The organism is Microbacterium sp. EF45047 (assembly GCF_028472845.1).
Classification (GTDB): Bacteria; Actinomycetota; Actinomycetes; order Actinomycetales; family Microbacteriaceae; genus Microbacterium; species Microbacterium neungamense.
In genome coordinates, this window is sequence record NZ_CP069429.1 from 2173562 (window position 1) to 2193773 (window position 20212).

Genomic DNA, 20212 nt, shown 5'->3' on the forward strand with positions numbered 1-20212 from the left:
GGGGTCCAGCGGATCGGGACGCGATTCGCCGTTCGGGACCGAGCAGAGCCGGCCGTCTCCGGCCGGACAGGAGAGGATGCTGCCATGAACGCTGCACGCACGGTGGTGCTGGCCGGCGCGACGAGCGCCGCGGGCCTGGCCGTCACACGATCCCTCGTCGCCGCAGGCGCGCGGGTCGTCGCGACGGGTCGCTCGACCGAGCGGCTGGCGCCCCTGGCGGATGCCGGCGCGCAGGTCGAGGTGGCCGACGCGACGTCCCGCGCCGAGATGTCGGCGCTGGCCGAGCGCCTCGGCGCGGTGGACGGCGTCGTCCCGCTCGTCGGCGGCTGGCGCGGGGGCGGCGGCCTGGCCGGGCAGAGCGACGAGGACTTCGACGCGCTGCTGCCGGCGTTCCAGGCGGTGCGCGCGACCAGCCGCGCCTTCGATGCGGCGCTGCGCGCGTCGGAGGCCGGACGCTTCGCGATCGTCTCCTCGACGACGGTCGAGCGCCCCCTCGCCGGCGGCGCGAACTACACCGCGCTGAAGGCGGCGAGCGAGGCGTGGACCCGCGCCATCGCGCAGGGCTTCGCCAAGGCGGCGCGGGATGCCGCGGAGCCGCTGCGCGCCGCCGCCGTGGCGTTCCGCGTCAAGGCCCTCGATCCGGAGGTGCTGGCCGGCGCCGTCGCCGGCCTGTGGGACACGGATGCCGCCGAGCTGAACGACCGGGCGATCACCCTCTGATCACACCGGTCGCGTGCGGCGTCACGAGCGCCCCGGGTCGCTGCCGTCATCGTCCTCGGGGGAGTCCGCGTGGTGCGGCTCCACGAACCCGCCGCGCGCGGTCACCGGGTCGGGGATGCCATCGGCCGCGTGCTGCTCGGTGGCGGCGGGCGCCCCGGCATCCGTCCCCTCCTCGCCCTCCGGCGCGGGTTCGGGCGCACGGGCGTACAGGTCGCTGAGCTTGCGGTACGAGCGGGTGAAGAAGGCCAGCACCGCGGCGACGACGATCACGATCCCGGCGAAGAAGCAGATCAGCGCGATGCCGCGGGTGTCGCCGCCGCCGAGCAGCCAGCCCCACTGCCGCTGGCCCTCCTCGCCTCGCATGTACGGGATGATCAGGAACTCGGCGATCGGGGCGATCAGGAACGCGGTGATCGGGGCTGCCGCGGCCTCCATCGCGGCCGCGACGCCGAACACCCGGCCCTGGCGCTCGTACGGCACCACCCGCTGGATGATCGTCTGCTCGGCGGCTTCGGCCGGCGGGATGAGCGTCATGTAGGCCCACATCCCGATCACGAACAGCGGCCAGGACTCGCGGATCATGAAGATCGTGCCGACGACCCCCATCGCGATCACGACGAGCAGGAGCGTGCGCACCGGGCGCGAGCCGAGACCGAACTTGGCCACCAGCGCCCCGCCGATCAGGAACCCGGTGGAGGAGAACGCCAGCGCGAAGCCCCACATCTGCGCCGAGAACAGGGTGAGGCCGTACGGGTCCATCAGCGCCATGTAGACGCCGCCGATGAGGTTGTTGAACGTGGAGAAGATGATCAGCGCGAACAGCCCGGGGGCCATCCGGATGGCGCGCACGCTGCCGTGGAAGTCGAGCGCGCTGGGAGCGTTCGGGTCGGGCTGCGGCGCGTCCTCCGGGATGCGGATGAACAGCAGGTGCGCGAAGGTGAGGCCCATCGCGGCGACCGCGATCACCAGCGTCCAGCCCATGCCGAGGAAGCCGATCGACAGGCCGGAGAAGACGCTGGTCACCAGGAACGCGATGCCCTGCACGGTGCCGACGAGGCCGTTGGCGTTCGCGCGGCGCTCCTCAGGGATGAGCAGCGTCACCGTCGTGGACAGGGCGATGTTCCGTAGCTGCTCGATCACCCCGCCGAAGAGGATGACCCCGGAGAACAGCCAGAACCAGGGGCCGCTGAGATCGAGCAGCGCGGCCTCCGGATGCCACAGGTAGAGCCCGCCCGCGATCGCGAAGGCCCCCGCCGAGACCAGGCTGGAGATCAGCATGACGGTGTGCTTGCGGTTGCGGTCGACGATGGTGCCGAACACCATCGCGAAGAACGCGACGAACAGCATGTAGGCGCCGCCGATGATGCCGGTGGCGAGCACCGACTGCGTCTCGATGTACACCCAGAACGTCAGCGCGAACCAGAGGAAGCTCGTCGTCACGTTGGCGATGAGCGTGTTCACCAGCACGTTCGCGAACGCCCTGGTCGCGCGCGCATCTCCGGGGGCCGCGGGCGCGGTGCCGCCGGCGGAGTCTGAACCCGTCTCGGTCACGGGTCCGAGCGTAATCACCGCCTCCGACATCCGACAGGGGAGGCGGTGGATTTCCGGTGCGGAGCCGGTGGATTTCCGGTGCGGCGGCGGCGATTCCGCCCTCCTCGGAGGCAATAGGCTTGTGCGGTGAGCGTTCTGCATGACACGGCCGTCCGCGGCTTCGCATCCGACAACTACTCCGGCATCCACCCCGAGGTCCTCGCCGCCATCGCGGCGGCGAACGGCGGGCATCAGGTCGCGTACGGCGAGGACGCCTACACCGCGCGGCTGCAGGAGGTCTTCCAGCAGCACTTCGGCGAGGGGGTGCAGGCGTTCCCGGTCTTCAACGGCACCGGCGCGAACGTCGTCGGCCTGCAGTCGATGCTCCCCCGCTGGGGCGCCGTGATCGCGGCATCCACCGCGCACATCAACGTCGACGAGGGCGGCGCGCCGGAGCGCATGGGCGGCATGAAGCTGCTCACGGTGCCGACCGAGGACGGCAAGCTGACCCCCGAGCTCGTCGACCGCGAGGCGTGGGGCTGGGGCGACGAGCACCGCGCGCAGCCGCTGGTGGTCTCGATCACGCAGTCGACCGAGCTCGGCACGCTGTACACCGTCGACGAGATCCGCGCCCTCGCGGACCACGCGCACGAGCGGGGCATGCGCCTGCACATGGACGGCTCCCGGCTGTCCAACGCGGCGGCATCGCTGGACCTGCCGCTGCGCGCGTTCACCCGCGACGCCGGCGTGGACGTGCTCAGCTTCGGCGGCACGAAGAACGGCGCGATGCTCGGCGAGGCGATCGTGGTGCTGAACCCGGATGCCTCGGAGGGCCTGCTCTACGCGCGGAAGTACTCGATGCAGCTGGCGTCGAAGATGCGCTTCGTCTCGGCGCAGCTGATCGCGCTGCTCGAGGGCGACCTCTGGCTGCGCAACGCCCGGCACGCCAACGGCATGGCGCAGCGGCTGCGCTCGTCCATCGAGAAGGGCCTCGCCGACGGCAGCATCCGCGGCGTCGCGTTCACCCAGCCCACGCAGTCGAACGGCGTCTTCGCGACCCTGCCCGACGGCGTCGCCGACCGCCTGCGCGAGTCGTTCCGCTTCTACGACTGGGACGCCGCACGCAACGAGGTGCGCTGGATGTGCTCCTTCGACACGACCGAGGAGGACGTGGACGCCTTCGTCGCCGAGCTGGGGCGCCTCACCACCGCCTGACGAGGCCTGGGCTGACCTGCGCGCGGCGGGCGCGCCCGCGGTCGCCGCGCCCGGCGGCCCGCCCGCTTGTCAGCGCAGCAGGCCCAGGTGCGCGAGCGCCTGGCGGATGAGGGTGCCGCGGCCGCCCTCCATCTCGGCGGCGAGACCGTCGGATGCCGCCTCCTCGGGCGAGAACCAGGTCACCTCGAGGGCGTCCTGGCGGGGCTCGCAGGTGCCGGTCACCGGGACGACGTACGCCAGCGACACCGCATGCTGCCGGTCGTCGTGGAACGCGCTGACGCCCGGGATCGGGAAGTACTCGGCCACCGCGAACGGCGCCGGCTGCGGCGGCAGCAGCGGGAAGGCCATCGGGCCGAGGTCGTTCTCCACGTGGCGGAAGAGCGCGTCGCGGATGGTCTCGCCGTAGCGGACGCGGCCGGAGACGATGGTGCGGGTGATCTCGCCGAGCGGGGTGGAACGCAGCAGCACCCCGATCTCGGTCACCTGACCGTAGCCGTCGGTGCGCACCGGGATGCCCTCGACGTAGAGCATCGGCAGCCGGCGCCGCGCCTCCTCCAGCTCGATGTCGCTCAGCCACGCCGGGTTGGCCTGGCTCGGCGGCACCTCTTCGAACCCGAAGTCGCCGTCGGGATCCGGGTCGGGTGTGCGCACCGTCATGCCTCCTTTCTACCAGCGACGTCGGCGGCGGATGTCAGGATGGGTGTGTGCGCCTCTCGATCGACTCCACCGCGACCCTGTGGTCCACCGGCGAGCGCGGCGGGATGCCGCTGCTGGTCCTGCTGCACGGCTACGGCGCGGACGAGCACGATCTGTTCGGTCTCGTCCCGTACCTGCCCGACGGCATCGCCGTGGCGGCGGTCGCCGCCCCGCTCACTCCCCCGTGGCCGATGCCGGGCCGCTCCTGGTACCCGATCGACGACCTGAGGTCGCGGGATGCCGGCGCGATCACGGTCGCGGCGGAGTCGCTGCTGGAATGGCTGGACGCGGAGGCCGGCGACGCGGCATCCGTCGCCCTCCTCGGCTTCTCGCAGGGCGCCGCGGTGTCGCTGCAGGCGCTGCGGCTGGCCCCGGAGCGGTTCGGCGCGATCATCGCGCTGAGCGGATACGCCGCGCCGGGCGAGCTGCCGAACGACCCGCTGCTGCGCGAGCGACGGCCCCCGGTGTTCTGGGGCCGCGGCACGCACGACGACGTGATCCCGCCGCACCTCATCGACCACACCGCGCAGTGGCTGCCGGATCACTCCGAGCTCTCCGGCCGGGTGTACCAGGGCCTGACCCACAGCATCTCCGAGCAGGAGCTCGCCGACGTGCGCACCTTCGTCACGAGGTGGCGCGACGGCGTGGCATCCGCCGCCGGCTGAGGCTCGGCGTCAGCGCATGACCCCCGGCACGTCGACGTCCACCCACACCAGCCGGTGGTCGCTCGACGGGAACGGGTACGAGCCGGTGAGCCGGGACAGCGGATCGTCGGATGCCGGCCAGAACACGCCCGCGTCGAGGATCTTCAGCGGGCGGCTGGGCAGGACGTAGTCGACGCGGAGGTTCCCCGGCGGCTCGGCGAAGTCGGCGGTGTCCTCGGCCGGATCCCCGGTGTGCTCGAGGTTCACGCCGCCCTGCCGCTGCGCGGCCTCGGCACCGCCGGGACTCGTCGGCACCGACCCGGTGTTCACGCGGGGGTGGCCGAGGAGCTGGTCGATCGCCCCGTCGGTGGAGTCGCCGTCGTGCGGGTCGGCGTTCTGGTCGCCGGCGATCACGAACAGCGATCCGCCCTTCAGGCCGCCCGACCGGCCGGCGTCGTCGACGATGTAGGACGCCGCGTCGCCGCCGGTGATGTAATCGGCCCAGAACCGGATCTCGTCGTGATTGCGCCGGCCGTTGCGGTCCTCGGCGCCGTCGAACGTCGGCGGGGTCGGATGCGAGACGAGGAAGTGCAGGGTCTTGTTCTTCGCCACCCGGATCGGCACGTCCCAGTGCGACTTGCTCGACAGCGGGAAGCGGGCCAGCTCCTCCGGCGAGTACCAGTCCGCCGGCTCCGGTGTGGCCGGATCGTCCGGCAGCAGGGCATCCGGCATGTCGGCCCAGCGGAAGCGCTGGAAGGTGCGGATCGCCTCCTCGTCGATGGGCAGCTTCGAGTAGACGGCCATGCCGTACTGACCGGGGAAGAGCCCGAATCCCCACGTGTCGTCGCCGCCGCCGACGGTGCCGTCGTTGCTGAGGTCGAAGCCGCTGGGCACGCCGGTGTTCACCGGCGCCGCGTAGCGGTACGGGTACTCCACCGGCGCGGCGTCGCCGTGCGGCACGGCGAGGTAGTTGTCGTGGAACAGCCGCAGCGCCTCGCCCTCGGCGTCGTAGTCGAACTCGTTGATCAGCAGCACGTCCGGGTCCACCCGCTGGATGATCTCGGCGACCGCATCCGCCTGCGCGTTCCCGGGCGCGGACAGGTCGCGCACCAGCGCACCCTCGGCGCCGCGGTTCAGCGAGGCGTTGAACGTGGCGAATCGCACGTCCTTCACGCTAGCCGCGTTCGCACTCGACGTCGCCTCTCCCCGCGCACCCGCCGACACGGATGCCGGGGCTGCCGCGGCCGGCGCGGCCAGGGCTGTGGCGGCGAGCGCGAGGACGGCGGCGATGCCGGTCGTGCGGATGCGGCGGCGCAGTGAGGTCATGGCGTCACGATAACCCCGGCCGGTGACACCGGGGCGACCTGCGGGTGAACGATCCGGCGCGACGGCGGGATGCGGTCGGGAATGTTCTCGGCCGCGAACGGTTGCGACCAGGCGAACCCCGAAGGTAGAGTCTTCGGGTCCTGTCCGCCGTGTCTGGAAGTCCATTGATCTGAATCGTCGTCTCCGCGTCCTGTCCACGCGCTGATCCGACGATCCTTCCTGCCATCGGCATCCGGTCTTCCCACGCTTCTGCGTGACGTGACCGTCGGCGTCGGCGCACCCGCACACCCGGGAGCCGCTCATGTCAACACCCGCTCTCACCGCATCCGTCACCCTCGACCGGGTGACGTTCGCCTGGCCCGACGGCAGCACCGCACTGGACGCCGTCTCCGGCTCGTTCGGATCCGGCCGCACCGGACTGGTCGGCCGCAACGGGTCCGGCAAGTCCACGCTGCTGCGGCTCGTCGCCGGCGAGCTGGTCCCGAGCTCGGGACACGTCTCGCGCACCGGCGACGTCGCGTACCTGCCGCAGCGCCTCACCCTCGACACGGATGCCCGCGTCGCGGAGCTGCTCGGCGTCGCCGAACCGCTCGACGCCGTGCGGGCGATCGCCGCGGGCGACGTCGATCCCGCGCGCTTCGACGCGGTCGGCGACGACTGGGACGTCGAGGCGCGCGCCGAGGCCGCGCTGGCCGAGGCGGGCCTCGACCCCGCGTTCCTCGATCGCACGGTGGGCGCGCTGTCGGGAGGCGAGGCCGTGCTGGCCGCGATCGCCGGCATCCGCCTGCGCCGGGCGCCGATCACGCTGCTCGACGAGCCGACGAACAACCTCGACCGCGTCGCCCGCGCGCGCCTGTACGACCTGGTGCGCGCGTGGAAGGGCACGCTCATCGTGGTCAGCCATGACGTCGCGCTGCTCGACCTGATGGACGACACCGCCGAGCTGTACGGGCACGAGCTGAGCGTGTTCGGCGGCCCGTACACCGAGTGGCGCGCCTGGCTGGACGCCGAGCAGCAGGCCGCCCGGCAGGCCGAGCGCGAGGCCGCACAGGTGCTGAAGAAGGAGAAGCGCCAGCGGATCGAGGCCGAGACCAAGCTCGCGCATCGGGCGCGGTTCGCGAAGAAGGCCTACGAGAACAAGCGCGAGCCGAAGATCGTGATGAACGGCCGGAGGATGGCCGCGCAGGTCTCGGCCGGACGGCTGCGCACCGAGGTCGCGGAGAAGGAGGATGCCGCACGGCAGGCCCTCGACCAGGCCGGCCGCCGCGTGCGCGACGACGACACCATGAAGATCGAGCTGCCGGCTCCCGGGGTGTCGCGGTCGCGCCGGATCGCGACGGTCGGCGACGGCGAACGGTCCTGGACGATCCAGGGTCCGGAGCGGGTCGCGCTCATCGGCCGCAACGGGGTCGGCAAGACCACGCTGCTGCGCCGACTGGTGGCGGATGCCTCCGTCACGGAATCAGGACGGATGCAGGATTGCAGGACGGATGCCGCGGATCCGTCCTGCGAAACGGCGTTCGTCCTGAATTCCTCACTCCGGGCGGAGGCGCACACGGACCGGATCGGGTACCTGCCGCAGCGGGTGGACGGCCTGGACGAGGCGGCGTCGGTCGTCGCGAACATCGCCGCCGTCGCCCCGCACGTGCCGGAGAAGGAGCTGCGCAACCGGCTCGCCCGGTTCCTCCTCCGCGGCGCCGCGATGGACCGGCCGGTCGGGGCGCTCTCCGGCGGCGAGCGGTTCCGCGTCGCCCTGGCGCGGCTGCTGCTCGCCGATCCGGCCCCGCACCTCGTCGTGTTCGACGAGCCGACGAACAACCTCGACCTGGACACGGTCGACCGGTTCGTGGAGGCGCTGCGCGCCTATCGCGGAGCCGTGCTCGTCGTCAGCCACGACGACGCGTTCCTCGCGCGGCTGGATCTCGATCTGGTGCTCGAGCTGGACGCCGACGGGAGGATCGCGGAGGTCGACTGAGCCCCGGCCGCGACGACCGCACCGTGCCGTGCGTGCGGTGCGGTCGTCGGCGGCGGTCCGCACTCCGGATGCCGGGACCTCTCCGGATGCCGGAACGCGGTTGCCGCGGCGCGTCGCCGGGGAGAGGATGGGCTCATGAGCCAGCTCGTCCGTCCTCGTCAGGGCCGCATGATCGCCGGTGTGTGCCGGGCCGTCGCGAACCGGTTCGGATGGAGCACGACGCTCGTGCGCATCCTCACCGTGCTCGCCGTCGTGTTCGCCGGGCTCTCGATCTGGGTCTACCTCGTGCTCTGGATCCTCATCCCGAACGAGCCGTGACCCTCCCGGCCCCGATGTCGGTGGCACCGGGGAGGATGGTCCCATGAGCACCGCTTCGACAGGTTCCGCGCACCGCGTGCTCGAGCGCTTCACGCCCGCGACCCGGGACTGGTTCCGCGGGGCCTTCGACGCGCCCACCCCCGCGCAGGCCGGCGCCTGGGAGGCGATCTCCGCCGGGAAGCACGCCCTCGTCGTGGCGCCCACCGGATCGGGGAAGACGCTCTCGGCCTTCCTGTGGGCGATCGACAGCGTGTTCCGGGAGCGGATGGAGAGGACCGACCCTTCGACGGGCTCAGGGTCCGGGTCGACGGGCTCAGGGTCCGGCCCGACGGGATCGGACACCCGCACTCCCCCGGCATCCGAGTCGACGACCCGCACCCGCATCCTCTACATCTCGCCGCTGAAGGCGCTGGGCGTGGACGTGGAGCGCAACCTGCGCTCGCCCCTGGTCGGCATCGGGCAGTCCGCGCGGCGGCTGGGGCTTCCGGCGCCCGACGTGACGGTGGGCGTGCGCTCCGGCGACACCACCTCCAGCGACCGCCGCAAGCTCGTCACGAACCCACCCGACATCCTGATCACCACCCCCGAGTCGCTGTACCTCATGCTCACCGGCCGCGCGGGCGAGACGCTCGCCGGGGTCCACACCGTGATCGTGGACGAAGTGCACGCGGTCGCGGCGACCAAGCGCGGCGCCCACCTCGCGGTGAGCCTGGAGCGGCTCGACGCCCTGCGCCGGGCCCGGGGCGCGGAGGCCGCGGCGCAGCGGATCGGCCTGTCCGCCACGGTGCGACCCATCGATGAGGTCGCCCGCTTCCTGGGCGGTTCGGCGCCGGTGGAGATCGTGGCGCCGCGCGCCGTGAAGACCTTCGAACTGGGCGTGGTGGTCCCGATCGAGGACATGCGTAACCCGCCTCCGCCTCCGGGCGCGCCCACGGCGGCGAGTGAGACGGATGCCGAGTACACCGAGGTCACCGGATCGGTGTGGCCGCATGTGGAGGAGGCGATCGTCGACAAGGTCCTCGAGAACCGCTCGACGATCGTGTTCGCGAACTCCCGGCGGCTGGCGGAGCGCCTCACCGGGCGGCTGAACGAGATCTACGCATCCCGGATCGGGATGCCGGTGCCGGAGCCCGCAGGGCCGCCGGCCGCCATGATGGCGCAGGCCGGGTCGACCGCGGGCGTCGAGCCGGTGCTGGCCAAGGCGCACCACGGCTCGGTGTCGAAGGAGCAGCGAGCCCTCGTCGAGGAGGAGCTGAAATCGGGCGCGCTCCGCTGCGTGGTCGCCACCAGCAGCCTCGAGCTCGGCATCGACATGGGCGCCGTCGACCTCGTCATCCAGGTCGAGGCGCCGCCCTCCGCGGCATCCGGCCTGCAGCGGATCGGCCGCGCCGGGCACCAGGTCGGCGAGGTGAGCCGCGCCGCCCTGTTCCCCAAGCACCGCGGCGACGTGCTGCACACGGCGATCGTCACCGAGCGGATGCTGGCCGGGCAGATCGAGGCGATCTCGGTGCCGCGGAACCCGCTCGACATCCTCGCCCAGCAGACCGTCGCGGCGTGCGCGCTGGATCCGATCTCCGTCGAGGAGTGGTACGAGACGGTGCGGCGCAGCGCGCCCTTCCAGACGCTGCCGCGTTCGGCCTACGAGGCCACCCTGGACCTCCTCGCCGGGAAGTACCCGTCGGACGAGTTCGCCGAGCTGCGTCCGCGGGTGGTGTGGGATCGGGATGCCGGGACGCTGACCGGCCGGCCGGGCGCCCAGCGGATCGCGGTCACCAGCGGCGGGACCATCCCGGATCGCGGGCTGTTCGGCGTCTTCGTCGCCGGGGAGACCACCGGGGCGCGGGTCGGCGAGCTCGACGAGGAGATGGTGTACGAGTCGCGCGTGGGCGACGTGTTCACCCTCGGCACCACGAGCTGGCGGATCGCGGAGATCACCCACGACCGGGTGAACGTCATCCCCGCCTACGGGCAGCCCGGAAAGGTGCCGTTCTGGCACGGCGACGGCATCGGCCGCCCGTTCGAGCTCGGCGAGGCGCTCGGGCGCTTCTCGCGCGAGATCTCCACCGCCCCGCCGGAGGAGGCGCAGCAGCGCCTGATCGACGCCGGGCTGGACGAGCGCGCCCGCGACAACCTGCTCGGCTATCTGTCCGAGCAGCGGGAGGCGACCGGCACCCTGCCCACCGACCGGACGCTCACCGTGGAGCGCGGTCACGACGAGGTCGGCGACTGGCGCGTCATCCTTCATTCCCCGTACGGCATGAAGGTGCACGCGCCGTGGGCGCTGGCGATCAACGCGCGCATCCGCGAGCGCCTCGGCGTCGAGGGATCGGCGGTCGCCAGCGACGACGGCATCATCGTGCGGATCCCGGATGCCGAGGCCGACCCGCCCGGCGCAGAGCTGTTCGTCTTCGAGCCGGATGAGCTGGAGCAGATCGTGACCGCCGAGGTCGGCGGCTCCGCGCTGTTCGCCTCCCGGTTCCGGGAGTGCGCGGCCCGCGCCCTCCTCATGCCCCGCACGAACCCGAACCGGCGCACGCCGCTCTGGCAGCAGCGGCAGCGCTCGGCGCAGCTGCTCGAGGTCGCCCGGCGGCACCCCACCTTCCCGGTGATCCTGGAGACCCTGCGCGAGGTGCTGCAGGACGTCTACGACCTCCCGTCGCTGCGACGCCTCGCCGCCGACATCGCCGAGCGCCGGATCCGGCTCGTGGAGACCGAGCCCGCCCAGCCGTCGCCGTACGCCCGCGATCTGCTGTTCGGCTACGTCGGCGCGTTCATGTACGAGGGCGACTCCCCGCTCGCCGAACGTCGCGCGGCGGCGCTCGCGGTCGATCCGGCGCTGCTGGGCGAACTGCTCGGCACGGTCGAGATGCGGGAGCTGCTCGACCCGGACGTGATCGCGCAGTTCGAGCGCGAGGCGCAGCGGCTCGACCCGCAGCGGCGCGCCCGCGGACGGGAAGGGGTGGCCGATCTGCTCCGGCTGCTCGGCCCGCTGGACGCGGAGGAGGTCGCCCTCCGGCTCGCGCCCGTGGATACCGATCCGTCGGCTGCCCCCGAGCCCGCGACGGACCCTGAGTTCGCCACGGCCCCTGAGCTCGCCACGGCCCCTGAGCTCGCCACGGACCCTGAGCCCGCCACGGACCCTGAGCCCGTCGAAGGGTCCGTCGCCGACGCTTCGACACGCTCGGCGTCCGCACCTCCCGACGCTCCGACCCGCTCGGCGACCGCACCTCCCGACGCTTCGACACGCTCGGCGTCCGCACTGCCGGGCTCGGCATCCGCATCCGTCGCGCAGGCCTCGGCGCTCCTGGACGCGCTCGTCGACGCACGGCGCGCGATCCCGGTCACGATCGCCGGGCGCTCCCGCGTCGCGGCGATCGAGGACGCGGGGCGCCTCCGCGACGCGCTCGGGGTCGCTCTGCCGACGGGCATCCCGGTCGCCTTCCTCGATCCCGTCGCCGACCCGCTCGGCGATCTGGTGTCCCGATACGCGCGCACGCACGGCCCGTTCACCACCGCCGCGGTCGCCGACCGGTTCGGCATCGGCGCCGCGGTCGCGCGGCACACCCTGCAGCGGCTGGAATCCTCGGGACGGCTGACCAGCGGGTTCTTCCTGCCCGCGGACGCTGAGCCTGTCGAAGCGTCCGCATCCGCCGGTTCCGCCGGCGAGAAGGAGTGGTGCGACACCGAGGTGCTCCGCCGGCTCCGGATGCGGTCGCTCGCCGCGATCCGCGGCAGCGTGGAACCGGTGTCCGCGCAGGCCTATGCGCGGTTCCTGCCGGACTGGCAGCACCTCACCCGCCCCCTGGAGGGCCCGGACGGCGTGCTCGCGGTCGTGGAGCAGTTCGCCGGCGTGCCGATCCCGGCCAGCGCCTGGGAATCGCTGGTCCTGCCCTCCCGGGTGCGCGATTACACACCCGCCCTGCTCGACGAGCTCACCGCGGCGGGCGAGGTCGTCTGGGCCGGGCACGGCGCCCTCCCCGGCCGCGACGGCTGGATCTCGCTGCATCCGGTCGACCTCGCGCCGTTCACGCTGCCGATCCCCGAGGAGACCCCCGCCCCCGGCTCGCTGGAGGAGAAGCTCCTGGACGCGCTGCGTCTCAGCGGCGCCTCCTTCGTCGGCGCCCTGCGCGCGATGCTCGACAGCGGGGACCCGCAGCACCGGATGCCGGAATCGGAGATCCTGGATGCCCTGTGGTCGCTCACCTGGCAGGGGCACATCACGAACGACACCTTCGCGCCGGTGCGTGCCCTGATCGCCGGGGGCTCGCAGGCGCACAAGACCACGCGCCGGGCACCGCGCACGCGCACCTACCGGGGCGTCTCGCTGACCCGCCCCGGTGGCCGGCCGCCCTCGGTCGGCGGACGCTGGTCGGTGCTGCCGGAGCCGGACGCGTCCGGTGACTCCGCGGCGGGGGCTGCCCGTCGCGCCACGGTGATCGCCGGGCTGCTGCTCGACCGGTACGGGGTCGTCACGAGGGGCGCCGTGCAGGCCGAGGGCGTGCCGGGCGGGTTCGCCCAGGTGTACCGGATCCTCGCCGGATTCGAGGAGGCCGGGCACTGCCGGCGCGGCTACGTGATCGAGCGGCTCGGTGCGGCGCAGTTCGCCGCCTCCACCACGGTCGACCGGCTGCGCACCTTCGCCGGGCTCGCCGATCCGCCGCCGCGCGCGGCGCTCACCCTCGCCGCCACCGACCCGGCGAACCCGTACGGCGCGGCGCTGCCGTGGCCCCGACTCGACACCGTGTCCCACCGGCCGGGCCGCAAGGCGGGCGGCCTGGTGGTGCTCGTGGACGGCGCCCTCGTCCTGTACCTCGAGCGCGGCGGACGCACGGTGCTCGCCTTCGACGACGACCCGGAGGCGCTGCGCGCCGCGGCATCCGATCTCGCCGCCACCGCCCGCAGCCGCCGGCTCGACACCCTCACCGTCGAGAAGATCAACGGCGAGGGCGTGTACGGCACGGCGTTCGCCACCGCGCTGCAGGATGCCGGATTCGTCGCCACGCCCCGCGGCTACACGCTGCGCAAGGCGGTCTGACCGGGCGCCTACGCTGATGAGCATGCTCCGTGAGTTCGGCACCGGGTTCGGCACCCTCCTGCGCGGTTTCGGCATGTGGCGCACCCATCCCCGGCTGCTCGCGCTCGGGCTGGTCCCGGCCGCCATCGCGTTCGCCGTCCTGCTCGGCGCCCTGATCCCGCTGGGCCTGTCCCTGGGCGCCCTCACGGACTGGCTGACCCCGTTCGCCGACGACTGGGCGAGCCCGTGGCGGGAGCTGCTGCGCGCCGGCCTCGGCCTGGTGATCCTGATCCCCGCCATCGCTCTGGCCGCGGCCGTCTTCACCGCGCTCACGCTGACCATCGGCGACCCGTTCTACCAGCGCATCTGGCGGGGCGTGGAGCGCTCGCTGGGCGGGCCGGAGCCGACCGGCGAATCCGGGATCCTGTCCACCATCGGCGAGGGAGTCCGGCTCGTGGTCCTCGGCGCACTGGTGTCGCTGCTCACGCTGCTGATCGGCCTGATCCCGGTCGTCGGCGGTCCGGTCGCGGCCGTCGTCGGCGTGGTGCTCTCCGGCCGGCTGCTCGCCCGCGAGCTCACCGGACGGGCCTTCGAGGCGCGGGGCCTGAACTCCGCCGCGCGCTCCGCGCTGCTGGCCTCCGGCCGGGCGCGGGTGATCGGCTTCGGCGTCGCGGCGCAGCTCTGCTTCCTGGTGCCGCTGGGAGCGGTGGTGGCGATGCCGGCCGCCGTCGCCGGGTCGACCATCCTCGCCCGCGACCTCACCGAGCGTGCCAGACCCGCCGACGCGGCCGCCGCGCCGCCGGCTCCACCCACCCCTCCCGCGGGAGCGCGCTGACGTGCCCGAGGGGGACACCGTCTACCGCACCGCGCACCGTCTCGACGAGGCGCTCCGCGGGCACGAGGTGACGCGATTCGACATCCGCGTCCCGCGGGCGGCGACCGCCGACCTCACCGGCGAGATGGTGCGCTCCGTCGTGCCGCGGGGCAAGCACCTCCTGATGCGGATCGGCGACCGCACGCTCCATTCCCATCTGCGCATGGAAGGCGCCTGGCTGCTCTATCGTCCCGGCGAGAAATGGCGGCATCCGGCCTTCTCGGTGCGCGCGATCGTCGGCACCGCCGAACGCGAAGCGGTCGGGGTCGACCTGGCCATGGTCGAGGTCCTGCCGACCGCCGCGGAGCACACCGTGATCGGCCATCTCGGCCCGGACCCGCTGGCCGAGGACTGGGACCCGGTCGAGGCCGCACGGCGCATCCGGGACGACGGCCGCAGCATCCACGTCGCCCTCCTCGACCAGCGCAACGTCGCCGGCTTCGGCAACGAATACGCCGTCGAGCTGCTGTTCCTGCGCGGCGTGCTGCCGGAGACGCCGCCCGCGGAGGTCGACGTGGACGCCCTCCTCGACCTGGGCGCACGCACCATCCGGGCCAACCGGATCCGCGTCGACCGCACCTTCACCGGCAACGCCCGCCGGGGCTTCACGACCTGGGTATACGGCCGCGCCGGCCGGCCCTGCCGCCGTTGCGGGACGCTCATCCGGCGGGGTGCGATCGGGGCGGATGCCACGCGCGAGCGCGTCACGTTCTGGTGCCCGAACTGCCAACGCTGAGCTCCGCCGGACACGCCCTCGGCCGCCGCCGTCCGGTCATCCCCCTGGGGGAATGAAATCGCCCTGTCCGTGGTTGTTGCTATATCCGGAAGAACCCGGATACGGGAGGAATCGTGGGCAAGAACTACGTCGATATCGAGGACGACCAGGGCGCCACGCTGCGATACCGCAAGCACGCCAACGGCCGGGGCCTCGTCGCGCACGGCGCGAAGGTGCATCCGAAGGCACTCATCGAGGCCGGCGCCTATGTCGAACCCGGGGCGCGCGTCGGAGCCGGCGCGCGTGTGGCCCGTGGCGCGTGGATCGAGCCCGACGCCGTCATCGGCGAGAACGCGCAGATCGATGCGCACGCGCACATCGGCCCGGGTGCCGCCGTCGGCGACGGCGCGCACATCGGCGTCCGCACGGAGGTCGGCGCCGGAGCGCGCGTCGCACGCGGCGCCCGGATCGGCGACGACGAGACCGTCCCCGCCGGTCAGGCGGTGGCGACGGACAGGAAGGGCCTCTGGCTGGCCGCCTGAACGCCGGCCGACAGCAGAAGGGCCGCACGATCCGCTCGTGCGGCCGTCCCGGCTCCCGCGTCCCCACGCGGGAGCCTTTCTCATGTCCGGGCGCGGATCTGTGTGCTCATCGTTGAGCTCCTTTCTAAATGAAGTTAAACTCTACGTTAGAAGCCGGAAGCTCTAAAACAAGATCAGGTTCTGATAGAGGTCGCCATGGACGTCTCCTCGCGCGCCGCGCGCATCGGTTCGCTGGCGGACGCCACGCGCCGGGCGATCTACGACCACGTCGTCGCCCAGGAGGATCCGGTGGGCCGTGAGGCGGTCGCCGCGGCCTTGGACATCCCGGTCCACATGGCGCGCTTCCACCTGGACAAGCTCGTCGACGCGGGCCTGCTCGAGACCGAGTTCCGGCGTCTGAGCGGGCGTTCGGGGCCCGGTGCCGGCCGGCCGTCCAAGCTCTACCGCCGGGTCGCCGAGACCATCGCCGTCTCGCTGCCGGAGCGGCGCTATGACCTGGTCGGGCACCTGCTGGCCCGCGCGATCGAGCGAGCGGACGAGGGCCGGCCGGTGGTCGAAGCCGTCGGCGAGGTGGCGCGTGAGGAGGGACGGCGCGCAGGCGCGACCGCGTCCGCCGCGGTGGATCCGGCGGACGCGGCGGATGCGGCGGATGAGCTCGCCCGCGCCGCCTGCGCCCTCGAGGCGCAGGGATACGAGCCGCGGACCTCGGACGCGGAGATCCTGCTCGCGAACTGCCCGTTCGACTCCCTGGCCCGCGAGCACACCGCGCTGATCTGCGCGGCGAACCACTCCTACGTGGACGGCATGCTCGACGGCCTCGGCTGCGCCCGGCTGCGTGCCGACCTCGACCGCGGTGCGGGACGCTGCTGCGTGGCCGTGCGCAGCAGCGCCTCCGGCTCCGGGTAGCCTGTGGCGATGAGCAGTCAGCGGCGCGGAGGCGGACCCCGCGGCCGCCGCTCCGCGAAGGGGCCGGCGCGCCCCGGTCGCGCGGGCGGGCAGGGCGGCGCGGCGGGCAGGAAGGGCGGGGCGGCGCGCGGACGGGCGGATGCCGCGCAGAGCCGCCGGCGACCGGATGACTCGGCTGAGCCCGGACGGACGGATGCCCTGGCGCCGCAGCCCCCGTCCGCCGAGGCGACGAGCGGGCCGCGCGTCTTCCGCCTCGGCGTGGTCCCGGGTGCCACCCCGGGACGCTGGATCGACACCTGGAACCGCCGGATGCCGGGGATCCCGCTCGAGCTGGTGCCGATCGCCGTCGCCACGCAGCGCGAGGAGCTCGAGACCGTGGACGCCGCGCTCATCCGCCTGCCCGTCGCGCGCGCGGACGACCTGCACGTGATCCGGCTGTACGACGAGGTGCCGGTCGTGGTCGCCTCCGCCGAGTCGCATCTGATGGCCGCGGACGAGCTCACGGCGGAGGATCTCGCCGGAGAGGTGCTCATCACGCCGGGCGACGACGTGCTCGGCCCGCTCGACCTGCCGACGCAGCCCCCGGCCTTCCCGCCGCTGGAGACGACCGCGGATGCCGTGGCGACCGCCGCCTCCGGCGTCGGGATCGTGGTGCTGCCGATGTCACTGGCGCGTCTGCATCACCGCAGGGACGCCGGGCACCGGCCGCTCGTGGACGGGCCGGCCTCGACGGTGGCCCTGGCCTGGCGCCGCGACCGGACGACCCCCGAGGTCGAGGCGTTCGTCGGCATCGTGCGCGGCCGCACCGAGAACTCCTCCCGCTGACCCGCCTGGTCGTCCCCGTCCGTCTCCCGGCGCGCCCCGTCGCCGGGAGAATCCCGCACCCCAGCACCGCCTGCGGGGTGCGTTTTCCTCCCCGCGACGCCGACTGCCACCATCGCCGGGAGAATCCCGCACCCCAGCACCGCCTGCGGGGTGCGTTTTCCTCCCCGCGACGCCGACTGCCACCATCGCCGGGAGAATCCCGCATCCCGCAGCCCGCTGCGCGGTGCGTTTTCCTCCCCGCGGCATTCGCCCGCCGCGCGCCGCCGGGCGCCCCCCGGTCGGCGCACAGCGCGACCGAGACGAGACGCCCGTGGCCGGTGCGTCTCGTCCCGGCCGCGAGGCGTCACGCGCGGACCGGCACCTCCACACGCAGGCCGTCGTCTCCGGCATCCACCCGCACGGCGCCGCCGTCCGCGAGCGCCCCGGTGACGAACAGATCCGCGATCCGGTCCTCGACCTCGCGCTGGATCAGCCGGCGCAGCGGCCGGGCGCCGTACTCCGGTTCGTAGCCGTGCTCGGCGAGCCACGCCACCGCAGCATCCGTCACCTCGAATGCGACCTCGCGCCCGGCGAGCCGGTCGGCCGTCGCGCGCAGCAGGAGCCGCACGATCCGGGTGATCTCATCGCGGGTGAGCTTCTGGAACAGCACGATCTCGTCGATGCGGTTCAGGAACTCCGGACGCATCGCCTCGCGGAGCTTGCCCATCACCCGCGCGCGCAGGTCCTCCGGCGAGGAGAAGCCCGAGGCATCCCGCGACGCCACGAAGCCGAGCGCGCCCGAGCGCGAGGCGAGGAACTCCGAGCCGATGTTCGAGGTCATCACGATCACCGTGTTGCGGAAGTCCACCGTGCGGCCCTGGCCGTCGGTGAGACGCCCGTCGTCGAGCACCTGCAGCAGCAGGTTGAACACGTCCGGATGCGCCTTCTCGATCTCGTCGAACAGCACGATCGAGTACGGGTTGCGCCGCACGCGCTCGGTGAGCTGGCCGGCCTCGTCGTAGCCGACGTATCCCGGAGGGGCGCCGACCAGGCGCGACACCGTGTGCCGCTCGCCGAACTCGCTCATGTCGAAGCGGATGACCGCGTTCTCGTCGTCGAACAGGCGGGCGGCGAGGGCCTTCGCCAGCTCGGTCTTGCCGACGCCGGTGGGGCCGAGGAACAGGAACGACCCGACCGGCCGGCGGGCGTCGCCCATGCCGGTGCGGCTGCGGCGCACGGCCCGGGCGACCGCCGCCACGGCGTCGTCCTGGCCGATGACCCGCTCGTGCAGCTCGCGCTCGAGGTCGGCGAGACGCTCGCGCTCGCTCTCGGTGAGACGGCTGGCCGGGATGTCGGTGGCACGGGAGATCACGGCGGCGATCTCCGCCTCGTCCACGACGGCTTCGCCCTCGGTGATCGGGGCGCCGTTCGCGACGGCGCCGATGCGAGCCTGCACCGCGGCGATCTCGTCGCGCAGCCGCGACGCCTCCTCGTAGTGCTCCCCCGCGACGGCGGCGTTCTTGCGCGCCTCGAGGTCGGCCAGCTCGGCCATCAGCGTGGAGGCGTCCACCGGCGCGCCCAGGCGCAGCCGAAGGCGGGCGCCGGCCTGGTCGATGAGGTCGATCGCCTTGTCCGGCAGCACGCGATCCGGCAGGTACCGGGCGCTCATCGTCACGGCCGCGCGCAGCGCGGCATCCGTGTACGTCACCCGGTGGTGCTGCTCGTACGCATCCTTCAGCCCTTCCAGGATGCGCACGGCATCCTCGATCGAGGGCTCATCGACCTTGACCGGCTGGAACCGGCGCTCCAGCGCCGGATCCTTCTCGATGGTGCGGTACTCGCCGAGCGTGGTCGCGCCGACCATGTGCAGCTCGCCGCGGGCCAGGCGCGGCTTGAGGATGTTGCCGGCGTCCATGCCGCTGTCCCCGGACCCGCCGGCGCCGACGACCGTGTGCACCTCGTCGATGAACACGATCGTCTCGTCCTTGTGCGCGGCGATCTCGTCCATGGTCTTGGTGAGGCGCTCCTCGAAGTCGCCGCGGTAGCGGGTGCCGGCGAGCATGGCCGGCAGGTCGAGCGCGATCACGCGGCGGCCCTGCAGCTGAGCGGGAACCGCGCCGTCGACGATCGCCTGCGCCAGGCCGTCCACGATCGCGGTCTTGCCGACGCCGGCCTCGCCGATGAGCACCGGGTTGTTCTTGGTGCGGCGGCTGAGGATCTCGATGGTCTGCTCGATCTCGTCGGCGCGCCCGATCACGGGATCGAGCTCGCCGGCGCGGGCGCGGGCGGTGAGGTCGATGCCGTACTTGTCCAGCATCGGCGTGGCCGACTGCTCGGTGGAGCCGTCGTCGGCGACCGGCGCGCTGACCTGCTCGCGGATGCCCTGCGTGAGGGCTTCCGCGGTGACGCCGGCGCGGGCGAGGATCTGCCCGGCGGGCACGTCCTGCCCGAGCACGAGGGCGAAGAAGAGGTGCTCGGGCTCGATGTACGTCGACCCGGACGAGCGGGCCACCTGATAGGCGTGGAACAGCGCGCGGCTGGCGCTGGGCGTGATGGTCGCCGCCGTCACGCCGGCGGGCTCGGCCGGCATCGGCAGACGGGCGTCGACGGCCTCGACGATGGCACGCGGCGAGACGCCGATGTGCTCGATGGCGTGCGCGACGGCGTCGTCCTCGACGATCGTGCGGAGCACGTGCAGGGAGTCGAGCTCGGTCTGACCGCGCTCGAGCGCGAAGCGGCCGGCGCGCTGAAGGATCTGCTGGGTGCGCGCGGTGAGGAACCGGCTGAGGTCGATGGAGCGCACCTGGCGGGCCTGCTCGCCCGCGAGATACCGGGCGAGGAACTCATCGAACGAGCTCGCGCCGGAAGGGCTGAAGTCGTTGGGCACTGTGTCCTCCTGGAAAGTTGAGCGTGCTTCACTCAAGTTTAACGCG

At 73.1% G+C, this 20212-nt stretch carries 15 protein-coding genes; 11 read left to right on the forward strand and 4 right to left on the reverse strand.

The features are described from left to right. Positions 1 to 84: 84 nt before the first annotated feature. Positions 85 to 720: an SDR family oxidoreductase gene (locus tag JRG78_RS10660; protein WP_259606642.1), complete on the forward strand. Its 636-nt coding sequence runs from the start codon at positions 85 to 87 to the stop codon at positions 718 to 720. A gap of 21 nt (positions 721 to 741) precedes the next feature. Here JRG78_RS10660 and JRG78_RS10665 read toward each other — a convergent pair whose 3' ends face one another. Next, positions 742 to 2271 (reverse strand): MFS transporter, encoded by a 1530-nt coding sequence (locus JRG78_RS10665; RefSeq protein ID WP_432806410.1) that lies wholly within the window; start codon positions 2269 to 2271, stop codon positions 742 to 744. A gap of 126 nt (positions 2272 to 2397) precedes the next feature. On the opposite strand from JRG78_RS10665, the gene JRG78_RS10670 reads away from it, so the two are divergent. Next, a complete protein-coding gene (locus tag JRG78_RS10670; RefSeq protein WP_259606643.1) occupies positions 2398 to 3465 on the forward strand; it encodes a threonine aldolase family protein in 1068 nt (355 codons plus the stop codon). A 69-nt stretch (positions 3466 to 3534) separates the two neighbouring features. On the opposite strand, the gene JRG78_RS10675 is transcribed toward JRG78_RS10670, so the two are convergent. Next, positions 3535 to 4122: an NUDIX hydrolase family protein gene (locus tag JRG78_RS10675; RefSeq protein WP_272653369.1), complete on the reverse strand. Its 588-nt coding sequence runs from the start codon at positions 4120 to 4122 to the stop codon at positions 3535 to 3537. Positions 4123 to 4226: 104 nt separating this feature from the next. On the opposite strand from JRG78_RS10675, the gene JRG78_RS10680 reads away from it, so the two are divergent. Continuing rightward, positions 4227 to 4826 carry an alpha/beta hydrolase gene (locus JRG78_RS10680; RefSeq protein WP_259608202.1) on the forward strand — a complete coding sequence of 200 codons (600 nt, stop codon included), beginning with the start codon at positions 4227 to 4229 and terminating at the stop codon, positions 4824 to 4826. A gap of 9 nt (positions 4827 to 4835) precedes the next feature. Here the strand turns inward: JRG78_RS10680 and JRG78_RS10685 are convergent, their stop codons facing one another. After that, positions 4836 to 6131, reverse strand: coding sequence for an endonuclease/exonuclease/phosphatase family protein (locus JRG78_RS10685; protein ID WP_259606645.1), 1296 nt, complete (start codon positions 6129 to 6131; stop codon positions 4836 to 4838). Between the two features lie 301 nt (positions 6132 to 6432). Here JRG78_RS10685 and JRG78_RS10690 point away from each other — a divergent pair, with 301 nt between their 5' ends. The 8 genes from JRG78_RS10690 to JRG78_RS10725 all read left to right on the forward strand — a co-directional run bounded on the left by JRG78_RS10690 (position 6433) and on the right by JRG78_RS10725 (position 17300). After that, the gene (locus tag JRG78_RS10690) at positions 6433 to 8106 is read left to right on the forward strand and encodes an ABC-F family ATP-binding cassette domain-containing protein (RefSeq protein WP_259606646.1); all 1674 of its coding nucleotides are present in this window, start codon (positions 6433 to 6435) and stop codon (positions 8104 to 8106) included. Between the two features lie 135 nt (positions 8107 to 8241). Further along, entirely contained in the window at positions 8242 to 8424 is a 183-nt protein-coding gene (locus JRG78_RS10695) for a PspC domain-containing protein (protein ID WP_259606647.1), read from the forward strand. A gap of 43 nt (positions 8425 to 8467) precedes the next feature. Then, the gene (locus JRG78_RS10700) at positions 8468 to 13459 is read left to right on the forward strand and encodes an Lhr family ATP-dependent helicase (protein ID WP_259606648.1); all 4992 of its coding nucleotides are present in this window, start codon (positions 8468 to 8470) and stop codon (positions 13457 to 13459) included. Between the two features lie 16 nt (positions 13460 to 13475). Beyond that, positions 13476 to 14273: an EI24 domain-containing protein gene (locus JRG78_RS10705; protein ID WP_259606649.1), complete on the forward strand. Its 798-nt coding sequence runs from the start codon at positions 13476 to 13478 to the stop codon at positions 14271 to 14273. 1 nt (position 14274) lies between these two features. Next, complete coding sequence (locus JRG78_RS10710) at positions 14275 to 15048, forward strand: DNA-formamidopyrimidine glycosylase family protein (protein WP_259606650.1); 774 nt, start codon at positions 14275 to 14277, stop codon at positions 15046 to 15048. Positions 15049 to 15161: 113 nt separating this feature from the next. Further along, positions 15162 to 15569 (forward strand): transferase, encoded by a 408-nt coding sequence (locus tag JRG78_RS10715; RefSeq protein ID WP_259606651.1) that lies wholly within the window; start codon positions 15162 to 15164, stop codon positions 15567 to 15569. Positions 15570 to 15764: 195 nt separating this feature from the next. After that, the gene (locus JRG78_RS10720; protein ID WP_259606652.1) at positions 15765 to 16475 is read left to right on the forward strand and encodes a helix-turn-helix transcriptional regulator; all 711 of its coding nucleotides are present in this window, start codon (positions 15765 to 15767) and stop codon (positions 16473 to 16475) included. Positions 16476 to 16484: 9 nt separating this feature from the next. Continuing rightward, the gene (locus JRG78_RS10725; protein WP_259606653.1) at positions 16485 to 17300 is read left to right on the forward strand and encodes a LysR substrate-binding domain-containing protein; all 816 of its coding nucleotides are present in this window, start codon (positions 16485 to 16487) and stop codon (positions 17298 to 17300) included. 343 nt (positions 17301 to 17643) lie between these two features. Here the strand turns inward: JRG78_RS10725 and JRG78_RS10730 are convergent, their stop codons facing one another. Next, positions 17644 to 20166 carry an ATP-dependent Clp protease ATP-binding subunit gene (locus JRG78_RS10730; protein ID WP_259606654.1) on the reverse strand — a complete coding sequence of 841 codons (2523 nt, stop codon included), beginning with the start codon at positions 20164 to 20166 and terminating at the stop codon, positions 17644 to 17646. Positions 20167 to 20212: the final 46 nt, after the last annotated feature.

Coding starts and splice junctions, on each gene's coding strand:
- JRG78_RS10660 (WP_259606642.1), top strand. CDS start 85: ATGAACGCTGCACGCACGGTGGTGCTGGCCGGCGCGACGAGCGCCGCG.
- JRG78_RS10680 (WP_259608202.1), top strand. CDS start 4,227: ATGCCGCTGCTGGTCCTGCTGCACGGCTACGGCGCGGACGAGCACGAT.
- JRG78_RS10690 (WP_259606646.1), top strand. CDS start 6,433: ATGTCAACACCCGCTCTCACCGCATCCGTCACCCTCGACCGGGTGACG.
- JRG78_RS10720 (WP_259606652.1), top strand. CDS start 15,765: ATGGACGTCTCCTCGCGCGCCGCGCGCATCGGTTCGCTGGCGGACGCC.
- JRG78_RS10695 (WP_259606647.1), top strand. CDS start 8,242: ATGAGCCAGCTCGTCCGTCCTCGTCAGGGCCGCATGATCGCCGGTGTG.
- JRG78_RS10705 (WP_259606649.1), top strand. CDS start 13,476: ATGAGCATGCTCCGTGAGTTCGGCACCGGGTTCGGCACCCTCCTGCGC.
- JRG78_RS10685 (WP_259606645.1), bottom strand. CDS start 6,131: ATGACCTCACTGCGCCGCCGCATCCGCACGACCGGCATCGCCGCCGTC.
- JRG78_RS10700 (WP_259606648.1), top strand. CDS start 8,468: ATGAGCACCGCTTCGACAGGTTCCGCGCACCGCGTGCTCGAGCGCTTC.
- JRG78_RS10675 (WP_272653369.1), bottom strand. CDS start 4,122: ATGACGGTGCGCACACCCGACCCGGATCCCGACGGCGACTTCGGGTTC.
- JRG78_RS10725 (WP_259606653.1), top strand. CDS start 16,485: ATGAGCAGTCAGCGGCGCGGAGGCGGACCCCGCGGCCGCCGCTCCGCG.